The sequence below is a fragment of the Caldovatus aquaticus genome, from assembly GCF_019458025.1.
GTDB classification, from domain to species: Bacteria; Pseudomonadota; Alphaproteobacteria; order Acetobacterales; family Acetobacteraceae; genus Caldovatus; species Caldovatus aquaticus.
Map to the genome: position 1 here is coordinate 1 of NZ_JAHZUY010000036.1, position 15,885 is coordinate 15,885.

16 protein-coding genes and 4 pseudogenes are annotated in these 15,885 nt (G+C 76.2%); 15 read left to right on the plus strand and 5 right to left on the minus strand.

What is annotated here, in order from left to right; all coding sequences use genetic code 11:
- Positions 1–182 precede the first annotated feature (182 nt).
- The 7 genes from K1J50_RS12505 (at position 183) to ychF (ending at position 5,947) form a co-directional block, all read left to right on the plus strand.
- Positions 183–1,115: a ribose-phosphate pyrophosphokinase gene (locus K1J50_RS12505; RefSeq protein WP_220118049.1), complete on the plus strand. Its 933-nt coding sequence runs from the start codon at positions 183–185 to the stop codon at positions 1,113–1,115.
- A gap of 54 nt (positions 1,116–1,169) precedes the next feature.
- Entirely contained in the window at positions 1,170–1,787 is a 618-nt protein-coding gene (locus K1J50_RS12510; protein WP_220118050.1) for a glutathione S-transferase family protein, read from the plus strand.
- On the plus strand, positions 1,784–2,386 hold the full coding sequence (locus tag K1J50_RS12515; RefSeq protein ID WP_220118051.1) for a histidine phosphatase family protein: 603 nt from the start codon (positions 1,784–1,786) through the stop codon (positions 2,384–2,386). Before K1J50_RS12510 ends, K1J50_RS12515 begins: the two co-directional genes overlap by 4 nt.
- Before the next feature lie 548 nt (positions 2,387–2,934).
- The gene (locus K1J50_RS12520; RefSeq protein WP_220118052.1) at positions 2,935–3,645 is read left to right on the plus strand and encodes a 50S ribosomal protein L25/general stress protein Ctc; all 711 of its coding nucleotides are present in this window, start codon (positions 2,935–2,937) and stop codon (positions 3,643–3,645) included.
- Between the two features lie 12 nt (positions 3,646–3,657).
- On the plus strand, positions 3,658–4,248 hold the full coding sequence (gene pth, locus K1J50_RS12525; protein WP_220118053.1) for an aminoacyl-tRNA hydrolase: 591 nt from the start codon (positions 3,658–3,660) through the stop codon (positions 4,246–4,248).
- Positions 4,245–4,727 carry a hypothetical protein gene (locus tag K1J50_RS12530; protein ID WP_220118054.1) on the plus strand — a complete coding sequence of 161 codons (483 nt, stop codon included), beginning with the start codon at positions 4,245–4,247 and terminating at the stop codon, positions 4,725–4,727. Before pth ends, K1J50_RS12530 begins: the two co-directional genes overlap by 4 nt.
- 125 nt (positions 4,728–4,852) lie before the next feature.
- Positions 4,853–5,947 (plus strand): redox-regulated ATPase YchF, encoded by a 1,095-nt coding sequence (ychF, locus tag K1J50_RS12535; RefSeq protein WP_220118055.1) that lies wholly within the window; start codon positions 4,853–4,855, stop codon positions 5,945–5,947.
- Positions 5,948–6,042: 95 nt separating this feature from the next.
- On the opposite strand, the pseudogene K1J50_RS19725 reads toward ychF, so the two are convergent.
- Positions 6,043–6,142: pseudogene (locus tag K1J50_RS19725) on the minus strand (IS5/IS1182 family transposase); the annotation flags it as partial.
- Positions 6,143–6,313: 171 nt separating this feature from the next.
- On the opposite strand from K1J50_RS19725, the pseudogene K1J50_RS12540 reads away from it, so the two are divergent.
- Positions 6,314–7,396, plus strand: a pseudogene (locus tag K1J50_RS12540) (IS5 family transposase).
- A 133-nt stretch (positions 7,397–7,529) separates the two neighbouring features.
- Here the strand turns inward: K1J50_RS12540 and K1J50_RS12545 are convergent.
- From K1J50_RS12545 to K1J50_RS12555, 3 genes and pseudogenes are all read right to left on the minus strand, one after another.
- Positions 7,530–7,805 (minus strand): annotated as a pseudogene (locus tag K1J50_RS12545) (transposase); the annotation flags it as partial.
- An 80-nt stretch (positions 7,806–7,885) separates the two neighbouring features.
- Positions 7,886–8,248: a Rieske (2Fe-2S) protein gene (locus K1J50_RS12550; protein ID WP_220118056.1), complete on the minus strand. Its 363-nt coding sequence runs from the start codon at positions 8,246–8,248 to the stop codon at positions 7,886–7,888.
- 420 nt (positions 8,249–8,668) lie between these two features.
- On the minus strand, positions 8,669–9,103 hold the full coding sequence (locus K1J50_RS12555) for an EVE domain-containing protein (protein WP_220118057.1): 435 nt from the start codon (positions 9,101–9,103) through the stop codon (positions 8,669–8,671).
- 308 nt (positions 9,104–9,411) lie between these two features.
- Between K1J50_RS12555 and K1J50_RS12560 the strand changes: the two genes are divergently transcribed.
- The 7 genes from K1J50_RS12560 to ccmI are packed head-to-tail and all read left to right on the plus strand — an operon-like array spanning position 9,412 to position 14,780.
- Positions 9,412–10,203 (plus strand): heme ABC transporter permease, encoded by a 792-nt coding sequence (locus K1J50_RS12560; protein ID WP_369413589.1) that lies wholly within the window; start codon positions 9,412–9,414, stop codon positions 10,201–10,203.
- A complete protein-coding gene (locus tag K1J50_RS12565; protein ID WP_220118058.1) occupies positions 10,200–10,355 on the plus strand; it encodes a hypothetical protein in 156 nt (51 codons plus the stop codon). The genes K1J50_RS12560 and K1J50_RS12565 overlap by 4 nt, the downstream gene beginning before the upstream one ends.
- A complete protein-coding gene (gene ccmE / locus K1J50_RS12570; protein ID WP_220118059.1) occupies positions 10,352–10,876 on the plus strand; it encodes a cytochrome c maturation protein CcmE in 525 nt (174 codons plus the stop codon). The genes K1J50_RS12565 and ccmE overlap by 4 nt, the downstream gene beginning before the upstream one ends.
- 25 nt (positions 10,877–10,901) lie before the next feature.
- Entirely contained in the window at positions 10,902–12,860 is a 1,959-nt protein-coding gene (locus K1J50_RS12575) for a heme lyase CcmF/NrfE family subunit (RefSeq protein WP_220118060.1), read from the plus strand.
- Positions 12,857–13,477 carry a DsbE family thiol:disulfide interchange protein gene (locus K1J50_RS12580; RefSeq protein ID WP_220118061.1) on the plus strand — a complete coding sequence of 207 codons (621 nt, stop codon included), beginning with the start codon at positions 12,857–12,859 and terminating at the stop codon, positions 13,475–13,477. Before K1J50_RS12575 ends, K1J50_RS12580 begins: the two co-directional genes overlap by 4 nt.
- Complete coding sequence (locus K1J50_RS12585; RefSeq protein ID WP_220118062.1) at positions 13,477–13,977, plus strand: cytochrome c-type biogenesis protein; 501 nt, start codon at positions 13,477–13,479, stop codon at positions 13,975–13,977. Before K1J50_RS12580 ends, K1J50_RS12585 begins: the two co-directional genes overlap by 1 nt.
- Positions 13,974–14,780: a c-type cytochrome biogenesis protein CcmI gene (gene ccmI / locus K1J50_RS19610; RefSeq protein WP_369413590.1), complete on the plus strand. Its 807-nt coding sequence runs from the start codon at positions 13,974–13,976 to the stop codon at positions 14,778–14,780. The genes K1J50_RS12585 and ccmI overlap by 4 nt, the downstream gene beginning before the upstream one ends.
- Positions 14,781–14,860: 80 nt before the next feature.
- On the opposite strand, the pseudogene K1J50_RS12590 reads toward ccmI, so the two are convergent.
- A pseudogene (locus K1J50_RS12590) lies at positions 14,861–15,859 on the minus strand (SLC13 family permease); the annotation flags it as partial.
- Positions 15,860–15,885 lie beyond the last annotated feature (26 nt).

Consider the following 15,885-nt stretch of genomic DNA (forward strand, 5'->3'; position numbering starts at 1 on the left):
GGCGCAGGCCGCGCCGGGGCCGCCGGCCGCCGCGCCCGCCGGCCCCGCGCCGCCGCCGCGCGCCCTGCGCTGAGGCGCGTTCCCCCGGGGCGGGCGCAAGGCGCGGCGCGATTTACACGCTGCGGTCGCGTTGCTAGACAGCCGCCGCCCGCCGCCCGAACGGCGCCCGGAGTCCCCCGCGGATGAAGATCGTCGCCTGCAACTCCAACCGCCCGCTGGCCGAGGCGGTGGCCGCAGCGCTCAACCTGCCGCTCACCAACGCCTCGATCCGCCGCTTCGCGGACATGGAGGTGTTCGTCGAGATCCACGAGAACGTCCGCGGCGAGGACGTGTTCGTGATCCAGTCCACCTCCTATCCCGCCAACGACAACCTGATGGAGCTGCTGATCACGCTCGATGCGCTGAAGCGCGGCTCGGCGCGGCGCATCACGGCGGTGATCCCCTACTTCGGCTACGCCCGGCAGGACCGGAAGAGCGGGCCGCGCACGCCGATCAGCGCCAAGCTGGTGGCGAACCTGATCACGGCGGCCGGCGCCAACCGGGTGCTGACCATGGACCTGCACGCGGCGCAGATCCAGGGCTTCTTCGACATCCCCGTCGACAACCTGTTCGCCGCGCCGCTGTTCGCGCGCGACATCCAGGCCCGCTACGCCGGCCGGGAGCTGATGGTGGTCAGCCCGGACGTCGGCGGCGTGGTGCGGGCGCGCGCCATCGCCGCGCGGCTCAACGCCGATCTCGCGATCATCGACAAGCGCCGTCCGCGCGCCGGCGTCTCGGAGGTGATGAACGTGATCGGCGAGGTCGAGGGCCGCGACTGCATCCTGGTGGACGACATCGTGGATTCGGGGGGCACGCTGTGCAACGCGGCCGAGGCGCTGCTCCGCAACGGCGCGCGCTCGGTCAGCGTCTACGTGACGCACGGCGTCTTCTCCGGCGGCGCGGTGGCGCGCATCAGCGCCGCCCCGATCGAGATGATGACGGTGACCGACAGCATCGCCGCGACCGAGGCGGTGCGGCTGGCGAAGAACGTGCGCCAGCTCACCATCGCGCCGCTGATGGCGGAGGCGATGCGGCGCATCTCGGAGGAGAGTTCCGTCTCCTCGCTGTTCTGCTAGTCTGTTCGCGGCGGCGCCCGGCTGCGGGCGCCGGCCGGGGGAGGGACACCGCGCATGAAGCTCTACTACTCGCCGGGCGCGTGCTCGATCGGCATCCACCTGCTGCTCGAGGAGATCGGCGCCCCCTACGAGGCAGTGCTGACCAATACGCGCGAGGGCGCGCAGTTCAGGCCCGAATTCGTCGCCGTCAACCCGAAATCCAAGGTGCCGGTGCTGGTGCGCGACGACGGCTCGGTGCTGACCGAGTACCCGGCGATCGCCTTCTGGCTCGCCCGCGCCTACCCGAAGGCGAAGCTGCTGCCCGACGATGCGGAGGCGCAGGCGCGCGCGCTGGAGGCGATCGACTACTGCGTCGCGACCATGCACATGCAGGGCTTCTCGCGCATCTTCCGGCCCGCCAACTTCGCCCCGAACGAGGCCGACCACCCGGCGGTGCGCGCGCGCGGCGAGGAGATCTTCTCCAAGGGCCTCGCCCTGATGGACCGGACGCTCGCCGGCAAGGACTACCTGCTCGGCCCGTTCTCGATCGCCGATTCGGCGCTGTTCTACTGCAGCTTCTGGTGGGCGGAGCGGCTGAAGAAGGAGCTGCCGCCGCAGGTCGCGGCGCACTACGCCCGCATGCGGGCGCGCCCCGCGGTGCAGCGCACCCTCGCCGCCGAGGGCCTGGCTTGAACGGTGCGGCGGGCCCGGAGCCGGAGCGGCTCGCCCTCGTCCCCTTCTGGTTCCTCCGCCACGGCGAGACCGACTGGAACGCGCGCGGCCTCTCCCAGGGCAGCACCGACATCCCGCTGAACGCGGTCGGCGTCGCCCAGGCGCGGCGCGCGGCGCTGGCGCTGCTCGGCCGGGGGATCGCCGCCATCGTCTCCTCCCCGCTCGGGCGCGCGCGCCACACGGCGGAGATCGTGGGCGAGGCGTTGGGGCTGCCGGTCGCGATCGAGGACGACCTGCGCGAGGTCCGCTTCGGCGTCCAGGAAGGCCGACCGATGGGCGACTGGTACGACGACTGGATCGCCGGCCGCTACACGCCCGAGGGCGCCGAGACCTTCGCCGCGCTGCGCGCGCGCGCCGTCGCCGCGGTCAATCGCGCCATCGCGCGCCCGGGGCCGGTGCTGGTGGTGGCGCACGGCGCGCTGTTCCGCGCGCTGCGCGGGGCGCTCGGCCACAAGCCGAACGTGCGCACCCCGAACGCGCTGCCGCTCCGGTGCGCCCCGCCGGCGGAGGGGACGGTGTGGGAGATCACGCCGGCGGACCTGCCGCCGTTCCCGGCCTAGCAGAGGCGGCGGCTGCCGCGACGGGCGCCTCGTCCGCCGCCCGCGCGAGGGGGAGCAGGTCGGCCGCCCGCGCCGCGAGGGGGGCGCCGCGGTCGGTGGCGCCGCCCCCTCCGTCCGGTCGAGGCGCGCCACCGCGGCCGACCGGAAGACGGTCTCGTGGCGAGGACCGGCCGGGAGCAACGCGGTCCCGGAGCCTTCCGCGACCTGCCAGGGGCCGTCGAAGACCCCGCGCGGCCCGCCGCCGGCCGCGGCGCACACGTCCAGGACCCGCACGACCGCAGCCGCGGGAAGGACGGGGCCGGGCGGAAGGGGCCCGGCATGGCATCGTCCTCCGCGGCCGCGGATGGGGCGCCGCCGGCGGCAGGGCGGCGCCGGCTTTCGGCCCCCGGGAACGGGATCCGGACGGGCTCGCCTGCCCGGTCCTCGCCCGCCCCGATTGCGCCCCCCGCCCCGATCCCCTAGAACACGCCCCGCAGCGCCGGCACCCCTGGAGGCCGGCGTCATTCGTTTCCCGACACTCTCAACCTCGCGAGGAGCACGGACGGGCCATGGTCCAGACGATCCGGATCGAGGCCGTGGCGCGCGAGCGGGCCGGCAAGGGGGCGGCGCGCGCGACCCGGCGGGCCGGGCAGGTGCCCGGCGTCATCTACGGCGCCAAGCGGGAGGCGACGCTGATCGCCCTCGACCCGCGCGACCTGATGAAGGAGCTGCAGAAGGGCGGCTGGCAGAGCCACCTCTACGAGGTCGCCGTCCAGGGCGGCGCCACCGAGCGCGCCCTGATGCGCGACGTGCAGTTCCACCCCGTCACCGACCGCCCGATCCACGTGGACTTCCAGCGCCTGGCGCCGGGCCAGCACATCCGCGTCCGCGTGCCGGTGACGTTCCTCAACGAGGGCACCTCGCCCGGGCTGAAGGCCGGCGGGGTGCTCAACGTCGTGCGGCGCGAGGTCGAGGTCTATGCCGATCCCGACGCGGTGCCGGAGCGGTTCGAGATCGACCTCGGCGCTGCCGAGATCGGCGACACGCTGCGCTGGTCGAGCATCCGGGACCATTTCGGCACCCGCCCCGTGATCGCCGACCGCGACTTCGTGGTGGCGACCGTCGCACCGCCCACCACCGAGGCGCCCGAGGCGGCCGCGTCGAACCTGCCGCCGCCGCCGCCCGAGGCGATCCGCCAGAAGGCCGCGGCCGCCCAGCCCGCGGCCGGCGGCGGCAAGGGCGGCGCCAAGGCGGGCGGCGGCAAGGGCGGCAAGAAGTAGGGCCGCTCCGCCATGCTGCTCTGGGTCGGGCTCGGCAACCCCGAGCCATCCCAGGCGCGCCACCGGCACAACATCGGCTTCATGGCGCTCGACGCCATCGCCCGCCGCCACGGCTTCGGGCCGTGGCGGTCGCGCTTCAAGGGGCTCGTCGCCGACGGCGCCATCGCCGGCGAGCGCATTCTCCTGCTGAAGCCGATGACCTATATGAACCTCAGCGGCGAGTCGGTGCAGCCGGCCTGCGCCTTCCACAAGATCCCGCCCGAGGACGTCTGGGTGTTCCACGACGAGCTCGACCTCGCCCCCGGCAAGGTGCGGGTGAAGCGCGGCGGCGGGGTGGCGGGCCACAACGGGCTGCGCGACATCAAGCGCGCGCTGGGGACGGCGGAGTTCTGGCGCGTGCGCATCGGCATCGGCCATCCGGGCCGCAAGGAGCTGGTGACGGGCCACGTGCTCTCCAATTTCGCCAAGACGGATCAGCCCTGGGTCGAGGCGCTGCTCGAGGCCATCGCCGAGGCGGCGCCGCTGCTCGCGCAGCGCCGGCCCGAGGAGTTCATGACCCGGGTCGCCCTGCTGACGCAGCGGGCCGAGGAGGCGTCGCGATGAGCGGCGGGGAGGCGGAGGCCGCCCTTGCCGGCGGGGTCGGCGGCCCCTCGCCCGAGGACTGGGCGAACGGCGAGGCGGCGCTCGCCGCTGGCCTGGTGCGCGAGGCGCGGGCCCTGGCCCAGACCGCCGCGGCGCTGCGCCAGGCGGCGGCGACGGCGCTGCCGGGGGAGCCGCCGGGCGACGTGCGGCAGGTGCGCGCGGCGCTGCACGCGGCGGGCGAGGCGGCGCTGCGCGCGACGCTGGCGCTCGAGGCGGCGGCGGCGCTGGCGCAGCCGGGCACGGATGCGGCGGCCCGGGCGCAGCGGATCGCCGAGGCGGCGCGCCGGGCCGGCGCGCCCCCGGCGGCGGTGGCGCCGCTCCTGCGCGCCGCGGCGCTCGCCTTCCGCAGCGACGACGCGGCGGCGCGCATCGCGGCGGCGCTGGCGGCGCAGGAGCTGGCGGCCCGTCTCGCCGGCGAGGCGGGCGCGGGACCGGCCTGAGCGGACCGCGCGGCCGGGGCGCGACCCGGCGCGCGGCGCCGGACGCGGTCCGGGAGCGGCGCGCCGCCCGGGCCGCGGAGGAGAAGGAAGGGCGCCGCGCGGAAGGCGCGGCGGAACGGGATCACATGGGATTCAATTGCGGCATCGTCGGCCTGCCGAACGTCGGCAAGTCCACCCTGTTCAACGCGCTGACGCAGACCGCGGCGGCGCAGGCGGCGAACTACCCCTTCTGCACCATCGAGCCGAACGTCGGCCGGGTCGCCGTGCCCGACCCCAGGCTCGAGACGATCGCGCGCCTCGCGAAGTCGGCGAAGGTGGTGCCGACCAGCCTCGAATTCGTGGACATCGCCGGCCTGGTGCGCGGCGCCTCGCAGGGCGAGGGCCTCGGCAACCAGTTCCTCGCCCACATCCGCGAGGTGGACGCGATCGTCCACGTGCTGCGCTGCTTCGAGGACACCGAGATCGCGCATGTCGAGGGCAGCGTGGACCCGATCCGCGACGCCGAGACGGTCGAGACCGAGCTGATGCTCGCCGACCTCGAATCCCTCGAGAAGCGCGTGGCCGGCCTGATCAAGCGCGCCCGCGGCGGCGACAAGGAGGCGGCCGGGCAGCTCGCGCTGATCGAGCCGATCCTCGCCGCCCTGCGCGCGGGCCGCCCGGCCCGCACCGCGGTGCCGCCAGGCGAGGAGGCGGCAGCGCGGCGGCTGCAGCTCCTCACCACCAAGCCGGTGCTCTACGTCTGCAACGTCGAGGAGGCCGCGGCGGCGACCGGCAACGCGCTGAGCGCGCGGGTGTTCGCCCGCGCGGCGGCGGAAGGGGCGCAGGCGATCGTCGTCTCCGCCGCGATCGAGGCCGAGATCGCCGAGATGCCGGAGACGGAGCGCAGGGAGTTCCTCGCCTCGCTCGGCCTCGCCGATTCCGGGCTCGATCGCGTGATCCGCGCCGGCTACGCGCTGCTCGGCCTGATCACCTTCTTCACCGCGGGGCCGAAGGAGACGCGCGCCTGGACCGTGCCGCGGGGCACCAGGGCGCCGCAGGCCGCGGGCGTCATCCACGGCGACTTCGAGCGCGGCTTCATCGCGGCGGAGACCATCGCCTACGAGGACTACGTCGCCTGCGGCGGCGAGCAGGGGGCGAAGGAGGCCGGGAAGATGCGCATCGAGGGCAAGGACTACGTCGTGCGCGACGGCGACGTGATGCTGTTCCGCTTCAACGTCTGACTGACCGTCTGGAAGGGCGGATCGGGCGGCGAGGCGACGGGGCATGATGCGCGACATCGCTGCGGGGATCATGGCTTCGGCGGTTTCCGGCAGCCGCTCGCAGTCGCGCGCGAGCCTGCGCGGCCGCGACAGCGAGGCAAACGTCCGCTCCACGACCCGGCGCCGCGGGAGGAGCTGGAAGCCCTTCGGCTTGTCTTCCAAACCGCAGCGCCAGAGAGGCCGGGCGCGGTGCTGCGGCACCTCGACGCGCCGGCCGCGCTCGGCCCCGGGCCGGCGCGCGCAGGCACCTGGACACCTCCGGAAACCCGACGGCGTCGCTGTCCGGTCGTGATGCGGTTGGCGTGAGGGACGGCGAGTGAGGGTGGGATGTCGGGAGGTCAGGCTGGGTTCTGGGATGGGGGGGCGGCTGCGGGAGCTCTCGGCGCAGGGCGATCCGCTGGAGAAGCTCGCCAGCTCGGTGGATTTCGAGATCTTCCGTGCTGATCCGACCGCAGCCCTCGGCGCGCGCGACCGGGGCAAGGGCGGGCGGCCTGCCTTCGATCCGGTGCTGAAGTTCCGCATGCTGGTGCTGCAGGCGCTGCACGGGCTGTCGCTGGCGCAGGCGGCGTATCTGGTCGCCGACCGGCTGAGCTGGATGCGCTTCTGTGGTCTCGGCCCCGGCGATGCGGTGCCGGATGCCAACACGCTGTGGGACTTCCGCGAGGCGCCGATCGCCACCGGCGCGCTGGAAGCCCTGTTCCCCAGGCTGGATCGCGCGATCACCGGCGCGGGCTACCTGCCGATGGCCGGCCAGATCGTGGACGCGACCCTGATGGCAGCCCCCGCCAGCGCAACACCGGGGCTGGGAAGGCGCGCATCAAGGCGGGCGAGAAGGCGCGTGACATCTGGCCGGAGCAACCGGCCAAGGCGCGGCAGAAGGACACCGACGCGCGCTGGACGGTGAAGTCCAGCAAGGCCAGGCCAGGCCCCGACGGCAAGCCACGGATCGACATCGCGGTGCCGCACTTCGGCTACAAGTCGCACATCTCGATCGATCGCCGGCACGGCGTGATCCGGCGCGGCAAGACCACCGACGCCGCCGCCCATGACGGGGCGCGGCTGCGCGAGGGGCTGATCGATCCGAACAACACCGCCTCCGATGTCTGGGCCGACACCGCCCATCGCTCGGCGGGGAACGAGCGGCATCGCACCGGCCTTGGCCGCGCCGGCCGCATCCATCGCCGCAAGCCGCCGGGCCGCTCGATGCCGCGGCACCATGCAAGGGCGAACGCGGCGAAATCGGCGGTGCGTGCCCATGTCGAGCGTCCCTTCGCGCACCAGGAGGGGGTGATGGGGCTGGTGATCCGCACCATCGGCCTCGTCCGGGCGAGCGCGGCCGTCACGCTCGCCAACACGGCCTACAACATGAAGCGGTGGTGCTGGCTCGACAGGCGAGGTGTGCCCGCCTGATGCGATAGCCCGACCAAGAAGGCGCAACCGCTACGCCAGGCCGGCGCGCCGGACCTCTCTCTCGCAATTACAACACTCCAACGCCCATCCATCACCCCCATGCGCGCCGAAGGACGGGGATTCCGGAGGTGTCCAGCAGCCGCCGGACGAAGCGCCGGAACCACCGGTAGACCGTCTGCCAAGGACCGAAGTGCACCGGCAGCATCCGCCAGCCGCCCGCGCTGCGGGCCATGTAGCGGAGCGCGTCCAGCACCGCGCGCAGATCGACCGTGGGCTTGCGCCCGCGCCGCGACGGCTTCGGCAGCAGCGGCTCGATCCGCGCCCATTCCTCGTCCGTCAGGTCGGATGGGTAGCGCTTCGTCTTCCGGCCAGGCTCGGCCATCCGGCCTCGGGTCTCTCGGGTCCACATCCCGGGCTTGAATCACCCCCGCCGCGTCGCGCCAAGCGCTTCTTCTCAAACGGCCACCGAGGCCGGCGGGCGGAGCGCGCCTACAGCCCGGCGTCCGCCGGCACCACCACACGCCCGTCCGCCTCCACCCGCGCCGGCACCGCCTCGAGGTGTTCATTGTAGCAGGGGCCGGAGAGGCAAAGCCCGTCCTCGATGCGGAACCGCGCCCCGTGCGCGGAGCAGACGATCCGCTCCCGCTTCGCGTCGAGGAAGCGGTCCGGCGCCGGCTCCAGCGGCAGGCCGATATGCGGGCAGGAGTTCACATAGACCCACACCTTCCGCCCGCGCCGGATCGCGAACAGCCCGGTGAAGGCCCCCGGCGCAGGCGGGAAGCCCCTGGCCCCGCCGTCCGGGATGTCCTCCAGCCGGCAGAGGACCCGCTCGCCGGCGGCGAGGCCGCTCATGCGCGCGTCAGGCGAAGCCGGGCGCGCCATGCTGCGATGCTCCCCCCAGGATGGCGCCGACGATCCCGCGGGCCGGCCGCGGCCTCCCCTGCGGGCACCTTGCGCGCCCGCCGGATGTGCCCAGGCGCGGGCAGCAACGGCAAGGGCCGATCCGCGGCCGGGGCGGAGGCGGCTGGCGGCCCCGGTCGGCAAGACGCGCGGGGGGCCGGAGCATAGCACGGAACCGTGCGCGGAGATGCCGCTCCGCCGCGCTCCCGCTCGCCCGCATCTTGGCCGGGGCGCACAGGATCAGGATTGCGCGGGCGACGTTGGCACGGCCGCCCCCGCCCCGCCCCGGGTGGCGGCGGCTCCGGTGGGAGGAGTGCTGCGATCCCGCGCGGAGGCGCACCGTCTCGCCGGGATGCGCGCCCTCGGCCCGCATCACCCGCCCTCCTCCCAGCCGCCCATGCGCGCCAGGATCTGCCAGTGCTCGGGCGAGACCGGCATCACGGAGAGGCGCGGCTGGCGCGCCAGGGCAAGGCCGGCGAGCCGCGGCTCCGCCTTGATCGCGGCGAGCGGGACGGGCTTCGGCAGCGGCCCCACCGTCCGCACGTCCACGGCGACCCAGCGGCCGGTGGGGTCGGTCGGGTCGGGATAGGCCTCGCGCACCACCTCGACGACGCCGACGATCTCCCTGCCGGTGTTGGAGTGGTAGAAGAACGCGCGGTCACCCTGGCGCATCGCGCGCAGATGCCGGGCGGCGAGGGCGTTGCGCACGCCGGTCCAGGGCTCGACGCCGTTCCTCGCCTGCTGGTCCCAGGAGAAGGCCTCCGGCTCGGACTTCAGCAGCCAGTACTGGCGCGGGCGGTCGGCCATCGCCGTCAGCGCCGCCGCATCCCGGCCGGGCGGCGGGGCGGGCGCCCGGCCGCGCCGCGACGGGCGCCGGCGCGGCGCCCCGGCATCCCGGTCCCCCGCGGAGAGCCGCTTGCGAAACCGCTGGCCGGCGCCGCGCGCCCCGTCGGCCGCGGCGCGCGCGGCCCGGCCCGGCCGCGGCGGATGGTGGCGAACCGCATGCGTCCCGCTTCCCCCGGCGGCGCCGCCCCCGGGCGGCCCCGCTTGTCCCAGCACGTAACGTCCCCGGCGCGCCGCTTCAATCCGGCGCGAGGCTGGCCTAGGTAGGGACCGTGGACGCCACCTCCCCGATCGCCGCGGCCGCGCCCCGCCCGCCGCGGCCGCTGCACCGCTTCGCCCATCCCGGCCGCTTCCTGCGGGCGAGCGGGCGCGTGCTGCCCTGGCTCGCCGCCGCCGCGCTCGCCGTGCTCGCGGTCGGCCTCGCCTGGGCGCTCGCCTTCTCCCCGCCCGACTGGCAGCAGGGCGAGACGGTGCGGATCATGTACGTCCACGTGCCGATGGCCTGGCTCGCCATGGGCGGCTACCTGGCGCTCGCCCTCGCCTCGGCCGCGGCGCTGGTCTGGCGCCATCCGCTCGCCGACCTGTTCGCGCGCGAGCTGTCGCCGGCGGGCGCGGTGGTGACGGCGCTCTGCCTCGCCACCGGCAGCCTCTGGGGCAAGCCGATGTGGGGCACCTGGTGGGTGTGGGACGCGCGGCTGACCTCGGTGCTGGTGCTGTTCTTCCTCTGGCTCGGCCACGCCGCGCTGGTGCGCGCCTTCGACGAGCCGGAGCGCGGGGCGCGCGCGGGCGCGATCCTCGCCCTGATCGGCGTGGTGAACCTGCCGATCGTGAAGTTCTCGGTGGACTGGTGGAACACGCTGCACCAGCCGGCGAGCGTGACCCGGCTCGGCGCGCCGGCGCTGCACGTGGACATCCTCTACCCGCTGCTGGTCTGCGCGCTCGGCTTCGCGCTCGCCTTCGCCGCGGTGGTGCTGGCGCGCACCCGCGCCGCGGTGATGGAGCGCCGCATCCGCGCCCTCGAACTCGCGCGGGCGCGGCGCGAGGAGCGGGGGGCGGCGCCGTGACCCTGCACTGGCTGCACGTGGCGGCGGCCTACGCGCTCGCCGCGCTCGGCTTCGGCGCGCTCGCGCTCGGCGCCTGGGTGCGGCACCGCGCGGCGCGGCGGCGCCTGCTCGCGCTCGATCCGCGCGCGGCGGCGCGCGAGGGGGTGGCATGACACGCAAGCGGCGCCGCCTCTACGTCCTGCTGCTGTGCGCGCTCGGCCTCGGCAGCGCGACGGCGCTGACGCTGACGGCGTTCCGGGACAACCTGGTGTTCTTCCGCTCGCCCTCCGACGTCGTCGCGGAGCCGCCGCCGCCCGCGCGCGCCTTCCGCCTCGGCGGCCTGGTCGAGACCGGCAGCGTCGAGCGGGCGACGGGCCCCGACGGCCGGCCCACGGTGCGCTTCCGCGTCACCGACGGGGCGCACGCGATTCCCGTCGCCTACAGCGGCGTCCTGCCCGACCTGTTCCGCGAGGGGCAGGGCGTGGTGACGCTCGGCCACCTCGGCGCGGACGGGGTGTTCCGCGCCTCCGAGGTGCTGGCGCGGCATGACGAGACCTACATGCCGCCCGAGGTCGCCGAGGCGCTGAAGCGCGCCGGGCACTGGAACCCCGCGCAGGGCGGGGCGCCGCCGGCGGCGGGGTGGAACACGCTCGACCCGGCGCGCGCGGCGCCGGCGCGGAGCGGCGGATCGTGAGCGCCGCACGGGGGAGTGCGGCCGCATGATCCCCGAACTCGGCCACTTCGCCCTCGCCCTCGCCTGCGCCGTCGCGCTCGCGCAGGGGGTGCTGCCGCTGGTCGGCGCGGCGCGCGGCGATGCGCGGCTGATCGCCCTCGCCCCGCCGCTCGCCGCCGCCCAGGCGCTCGCCGCCTTCGCCGCCTTCGTCGCCCTCGCCTGGAGCTTCGCGGTCAACGACACCACCGTGCTCGGCGTGGTGCAGAACAGCCACTCGGCCAAGCCGCTGCTCTACAAGCTGACCGGGACCTGGGGCAACCACGAGGGCTCGATGGTGCTCTGGGTGCTGATCCTCGCGCTGTGCGGCGGCGCGGTGGCGGGGTTCGGGCGCCGCCTGCCGGGGGCGCTGCAGGCGCGCGTGCTCGCCGTGCTCGCGTGGATCGCGGTCGGCTTCCTGCTGTTCATCCTCGCCACCTCCAACCCCTTCCGGCGGGTCTGGCCGCCGGCGCCGGACGGGCAGGGACTCAACCCGGTGCTGCAGGACCCCGGCCTCGCCTTCCATCCGCCGCTGCTCTACCTCGGCTATGTCGGCTTCGCGGTGACCTTCGCCTTCGCCGTCGCGGCGCTGCTCGAGGGCCGGGTGGACGCCGCCTGGGGGCGCTGGGTGCGCCCGTGGGCGCTGGCGGCGTGGGCGTTCCTCACGCTCGGCATCGCCCTCGGCTCCTGGTGGGCCTACTACGAGCTGGGCTGGGGCGGGTTCTGGTTCTGGGACCCGGTGGAGAACGCCTCGCTGCTGCCCTGGCTCGCCGGGACGGCGCTGCTGCACTCGGCGATCGTGGTGGAGAAGCGCGAGGCGCTGAAGGTCTGGACCGTGCTGCTGGCGCTGCTCGCCTTCGCCCTCTCGCTGCTCGGCACCTTCCTGGTGCGCTCGGGGGTGCTGAACAGCGTGCACGCCTTCGCCTCCGACCCGGCGCGCGGCGTGTTCATCCTGGTCCTGCTCGCGCTCTATGTCGGCGGCGGCTTCGCGCTGTTCGCCGCCCGCGCGCCGGCGCTGGCGCCGGCCGGGGTGTTCGCGCCGCTCTCGCGCGAGGGCGCGCTGGTGCTGAACAACCTGTTCCTGTGCTCGATCGGCGCGGTGGTGCTGAGCGGCACGCTCTATCCGCTGTTCGCCGACCTCGTGCTCGGGGTGAAGATCTCGGTCGGGCCGCCCTTCTTCCACACGGCGATCCTGCCGCTCGCCGCGCCGCTCCTGCTCGCCATGCCGATCGGGACGCTGCTGCCCTGGAAGCGGGCGCGGCTCTGGCCCGTGCTGCAGCGCCTGTGGTGGGCGGCGCTCGCCGCCGCCGGCGCGCTGCTCCTCGCCCTGGCGCTCGCCGGCGCGCGGGTCTGGCCGGCGCTCGGCTTCGCCGCCGCGGCGTGGCTGATCGGAGGCGCGGCGGCCGACCTCGCCGACCGCCTCGCGCTGTTCCGCCGGCCCGCCGCCGCCTGGGCGCGCGCGCGCGGCCTGCCGCGCGCCGCCTGGGGCGCGGCGCTGGCCCATGCCGGGCTCGGCCTCACCCTCGCCGGCATCGCCGGCATGGGGCTCGCGACCGAGGCGCTGGTCGCGCTCCGGCCCGGCGAGAGCGCACGCCTCGCCGGCTACACCTGGCGGCTCGAGGCGGTGCGCGACGTCGCCGGCCCGAACTGGTCCGCCCGCCGCGCCACCGTGACCGTCGGCCGCGACGGCGCCGTGGTCGCCGTGCTCGAGCCGGAGCGCCGCTTCTTCCCGCTCGGCCGCCAGACCACCACCGAGGCGGCGATCGCCACCGACCTCCTGCGCGACCTCTACGCCGTGCTCGGCGAGGAGCGCGACGGCGCGGCGATCCTCCGCCTGCACCACAACCCGCTCGCGCCCTGGATCTGGCTCGGCGCGGCGGTGATGGCGCTGGGCGGCGGGCTGTCGCTGTCCGACCGCCGCGTCCGCGTCGCCGCGCCCGCCCCGAGGGGAGCGACCGTGCCCGCATGAACGACACCGGCTCGCTCCCCCACGCCCCGCCGCGCGATGCCGCCGCGGCGCGCACCGCCCGCTCCCGCCGCTGGCTGCTCTACGCGCCGCTCGCCGCGGCCGGCGGCGCCGTCCTCGGCTTCTGGGCGCTGCTGCGCGGCCTCGGCACCGGCCGCTACGATCCGCGCGGCGTGCCTTCGGCGCTGATCGGCCAGCCGGTGCCGGACTTCGCGCTGCCGCCGCTCGAGGGGGCCGGCCTGCCCGGCCTCTCCGCCGCCGACCTGCGCGGCGGGCTGGAGCGGCCGGCGCTGGTCAACTTCTGGGCCTCCTGGTGCGTGCCCTGCCTGGTCGAGCACCCGCTGCTGATGCGCCTCGCGCGCGAGGGCACGCCGGTCTTCGGCATCAACTACAAGGACCGGCCGGAGGATGCGCGCGCCTTCCTCGGCCGCCACGGCAACCCCTTCGCGCGGCTCGGCGCCGACCAGCCGGGGCGCGTGGCGATCGACTGGGGCGTCTACGGCGTGCCGGAGACCTACCTGGTGGACCGCGGCGGCGTCATCCGCTGGCGCTGGGCCGGTCCGCTCACGCCGCCGCTCCTCGAGAGCGAGCTGCGGCCGCTGCTGCGGCGCCACGCCTGATGCCCCGCCGCGCCGCCCTCTTCCTGCTGCTCGCGCCGCTGCTGCCCGCCGCGGCGGCGCGCGGCGCCGTGGGCGATCCGGCCGAGCGCCTCGCCGATCCCGCGCTCGAGGCGCGCGCCCGGGCGATCGGGCGCGAGCTGCGCTGCCTCGTCTGCCAGAACCAGTCCATCGAGGACAGCAACGCCGACCTCGCCCGCGACCTGCGCCGGCTGGTGCGCGAGCGGATCGCCGCCGGGGCGAGCGACGCCGAGGTGGTCCGCTTCGTCCACGCCCGCTACGGCGACTTCGTGCTGCTGCGCCCGCCGCTGACCGCCGCCACCGCGCTGCTCTGGGCCATGCCGGCGCTGGCGCTGGCGGGCGGCGGGGCGGCGATCCTGCTCGCGCTGCGCCGCCGCCGCGCCGCGCCGGACGCCGCGGTGGAGACCGCGCCGCTCAGCGAGGCGGAGCGCGCGCGCCTCGCCGCGCTCGAGGCGGAGGGGGGAGAGCGGCGCCCGTCGTGACCTGGCTCGCCCTCGTCCTGCTCGCCGCCGCGGCGCTCGCCCCGCTCGGCCTCGCGCTGCTGCGCCCGCCGCGCCGCCCGCCGCCCGGCCGGCGCGAGGCCGACCTCGCCCTCTACCGCGCCCAGCTCGCCGAGCTCGACCGCGAGCGCGCGGCCGGGCGGCTCGATCCGGCGGCGCACCGCGCGGCGGTCATCGAGGTGCAGCGCCGCCTGCTCGCCGCCCCCGCGGAGACGGCGGGCGCGGCGCCGGCGCGGCGCCTGCCGCCGGCGCTCGCGCTCGGCCTGGTCCCGCTGGTCGCGGCGCTCGGCGCCGGGCTCTATCTGTGGCACGGCGCGCCGGGACTGCCCTCCGCCCCCTACGCCGAGCGCGCCGCGGCGGCCGCGCGCGAGGAGGCGCTGCTCGCCGAGCTGCGCGCCCGCCTCGCCGCGCTCGACCCGGCGAGCGAGACGGCGCGCCAGGGCTACGTGCTGCTCGGCAACGCCGAGCGCACGCGCGGCCGGCCGGCGGCCGCGGCGGAGGCGTGGACGCGGGCGCTCGCCGCGCGCTTCGACCCGGGGCTCGCCGGCGACCTCGCCGAGGTGGAGCTGGAGCGCGGCGAGACCGACGCCGCCCTTCGCTGGCTCGCCCGCGCGCTGGCGGAGGCGCCGCGCGAGCCGCGGCTGCGCTTCCTCGCCGGGCTCGCCGAGGCGCGCGCCGGGCGGGTGGAGAGCGCGCGCGCCGCCTGGCGCGCCCTGCTCGCCGACGCGCCGCCGGACGCGCCGTGGCGGGCGCTGGTGGAGCGGCGGCTAGCCGAGCTGCCGTGACGCCCCGCGCCGCGGCGGCCGCGCTCGGCCCGCCGCCGGCGCGCGCAGGTCGCCGAGCCGGTCCCGCAGGCCGCGGCGAGCAGCAGCAGGTAGCCGGCGGCGGTGACGACCGCGCCGGAGCGGGTGAAGTCGCGCCCGCGGAAGGCGCCGGTGCCGTACGCCACCATGTTCTGCGGCGCGTTGACGACGAGCATGAAGCCGAAGCTCGCCGCGAGCTGCAGGATCATGGCGACGCCGAGCACGTTCGCCGGCACGCCCGCCAGCGCCACCTGCTGCAGCACCGCGATCACGATCGGGATGAACGCCGCGGCCAGCGCGGTCGCCGAGGCGAAGCCGAGATGCACGACGATCGGGAACGCGGCCATCACGGCGACGGTCTCGAAGGGCCGGGCGTGCGCGAGGCCGAAGGCCTCGACGATCCGGGCGGCGAGCCAGGCGGCGCCGCGGGTCTGCACCAGCACCGCCCCCAGCGCGATGCCGACCGCGAACAGCACCAGCGTCCCCCAGGGGACGGCCGCCTGCGCCTCCTTCCGGCTGATCACGCCGAGGCCCGGCAGCAGCGGCACGGCCACGGCGAGGATGGTGGTCGAGGCGGTGTCGAGCGGGTGCAGGCGGCCCTCGCTCCCCCACAGCAGCAGCAGCACGAGGCCGGCGGCGAGCGTGCGCCACTCGCGCCCGCTCATCGGCCCGAGCGCGGCGAGCTCGCGCCGCACCAGCGCGCGCCCGCCCTCGAGGCGCTCGACCTCGGGGCGGTGGAAGCGCCAGAGGATCAGGAACAGCAGCGGGGTCATCAGCAGCCAGAACGGCGCCGCCGCGACGAGCCACTCCGTCCAGGTGACGGTCGCGCCGAGCGTCCGCCCGACCAGGCCGGGGAAGGTCGCGTTCGGCGCCGCCGCCGTCAGCACGCCGATGTTCATCACCGAGCAGACCTGCGCCGAGCCGACCATCAGCAGCGCGGCGCGGCGCGATGCGCGCGGGATGCCGAAGGCGGCGATGATGCCGGGGACGATCGGCACCACGGCCGAGACCCGCGCCGTCGCCGAGGGCACCAGGAAGGCGAGCGCGATCCCGGCCAGCAGCGTCCCGGCGAGGACGGCGCGCGCTG

Excerpts from the sequence above, each read along its gene's own strand:
- K1J50_RS12585 (WP_220118062.1), top strand. The coding sequence starts at position 13,477 with ATGCCCCGCCGCGCCGCCCTCTTCCTGCTGCTCGCGCCGCTGCTGCCC.
- ychF (WP_220118055.1), top strand. The coding sequence starts at position 4,853 with ATGGGATTCAATTGCGGCATCGTCGGCCTGCCGAACGTCGGCAAGTCC.
- K1J50_RS12520 (WP_220118052.1), top strand. The coding sequence starts at position 2,935 with ATGGTCCAGACGATCCGGATCGAGGCCGTGGCGCGCGAGCGGGCCGGC.
- K1J50_RS12530 (WP_220118054.1), top strand. The coding sequence starts at position 4,245 with ATGAGCGGCGGGGAGGCGGAGGCCGCCCTTGCCGGCGGGGTCGGCGGC.
- K1J50_RS12505 (WP_220118049.1), top strand. The coding sequence starts at position 183 with ATGAAGATCGTCGCCTGCAACTCCAACCGCCCGCTGGCCGAGGCGGTG.
- K1J50_RS12580 (WP_220118061.1), top strand. The coding sequence starts at position 12,857 with ATGAACGACACCGGCTCGCTCCCCCACGCCCCGCCGCGCGATGCCGCC.
- K1J50_RS12510 (WP_220118050.1), top strand. The coding sequence starts at position 1,170 with ATGAAGCTCTACTACTCGCCGGGCGCGTGCTCGATCGGCATCCACCTG.
- pth (WP_220118053.1), top strand. The coding sequence starts at position 3,658 with ATGCTGCTCTGGGTCGGGCTCGGCAACCCCGAGCCATCCCAGGCGCGC.
- K1J50_RS12555 (WP_220118057.1), bottom strand. The coding sequence starts at position 9,103 with ATGGCCGACCGCCCGCGCCAGTACTGGCTGCTGAAGTCCGAGCCGGAG.
- K1J50_RS12575 (WP_220118060.1), top strand. The coding sequence starts at position 10,902 with ATGATCCCCGAACTCGGCCACTTCGCCCTCGCCCTCGCCTGCGCCGTC.
- ccmE (WP_220118059.1), top strand. The coding sequence starts at position 10,352 with ATGACACGCAAGCGGCGCCGCCTCTACGTCCTGCTGCTGTGCGCGCTC.
- K1J50_RS12550 (WP_220118056.1), bottom strand. The coding sequence starts at position 8,248 with ATGAGCGGCCTCGCCGCCGGCGAGCGGGTCCTCTGCCGGCTGGAGGAC.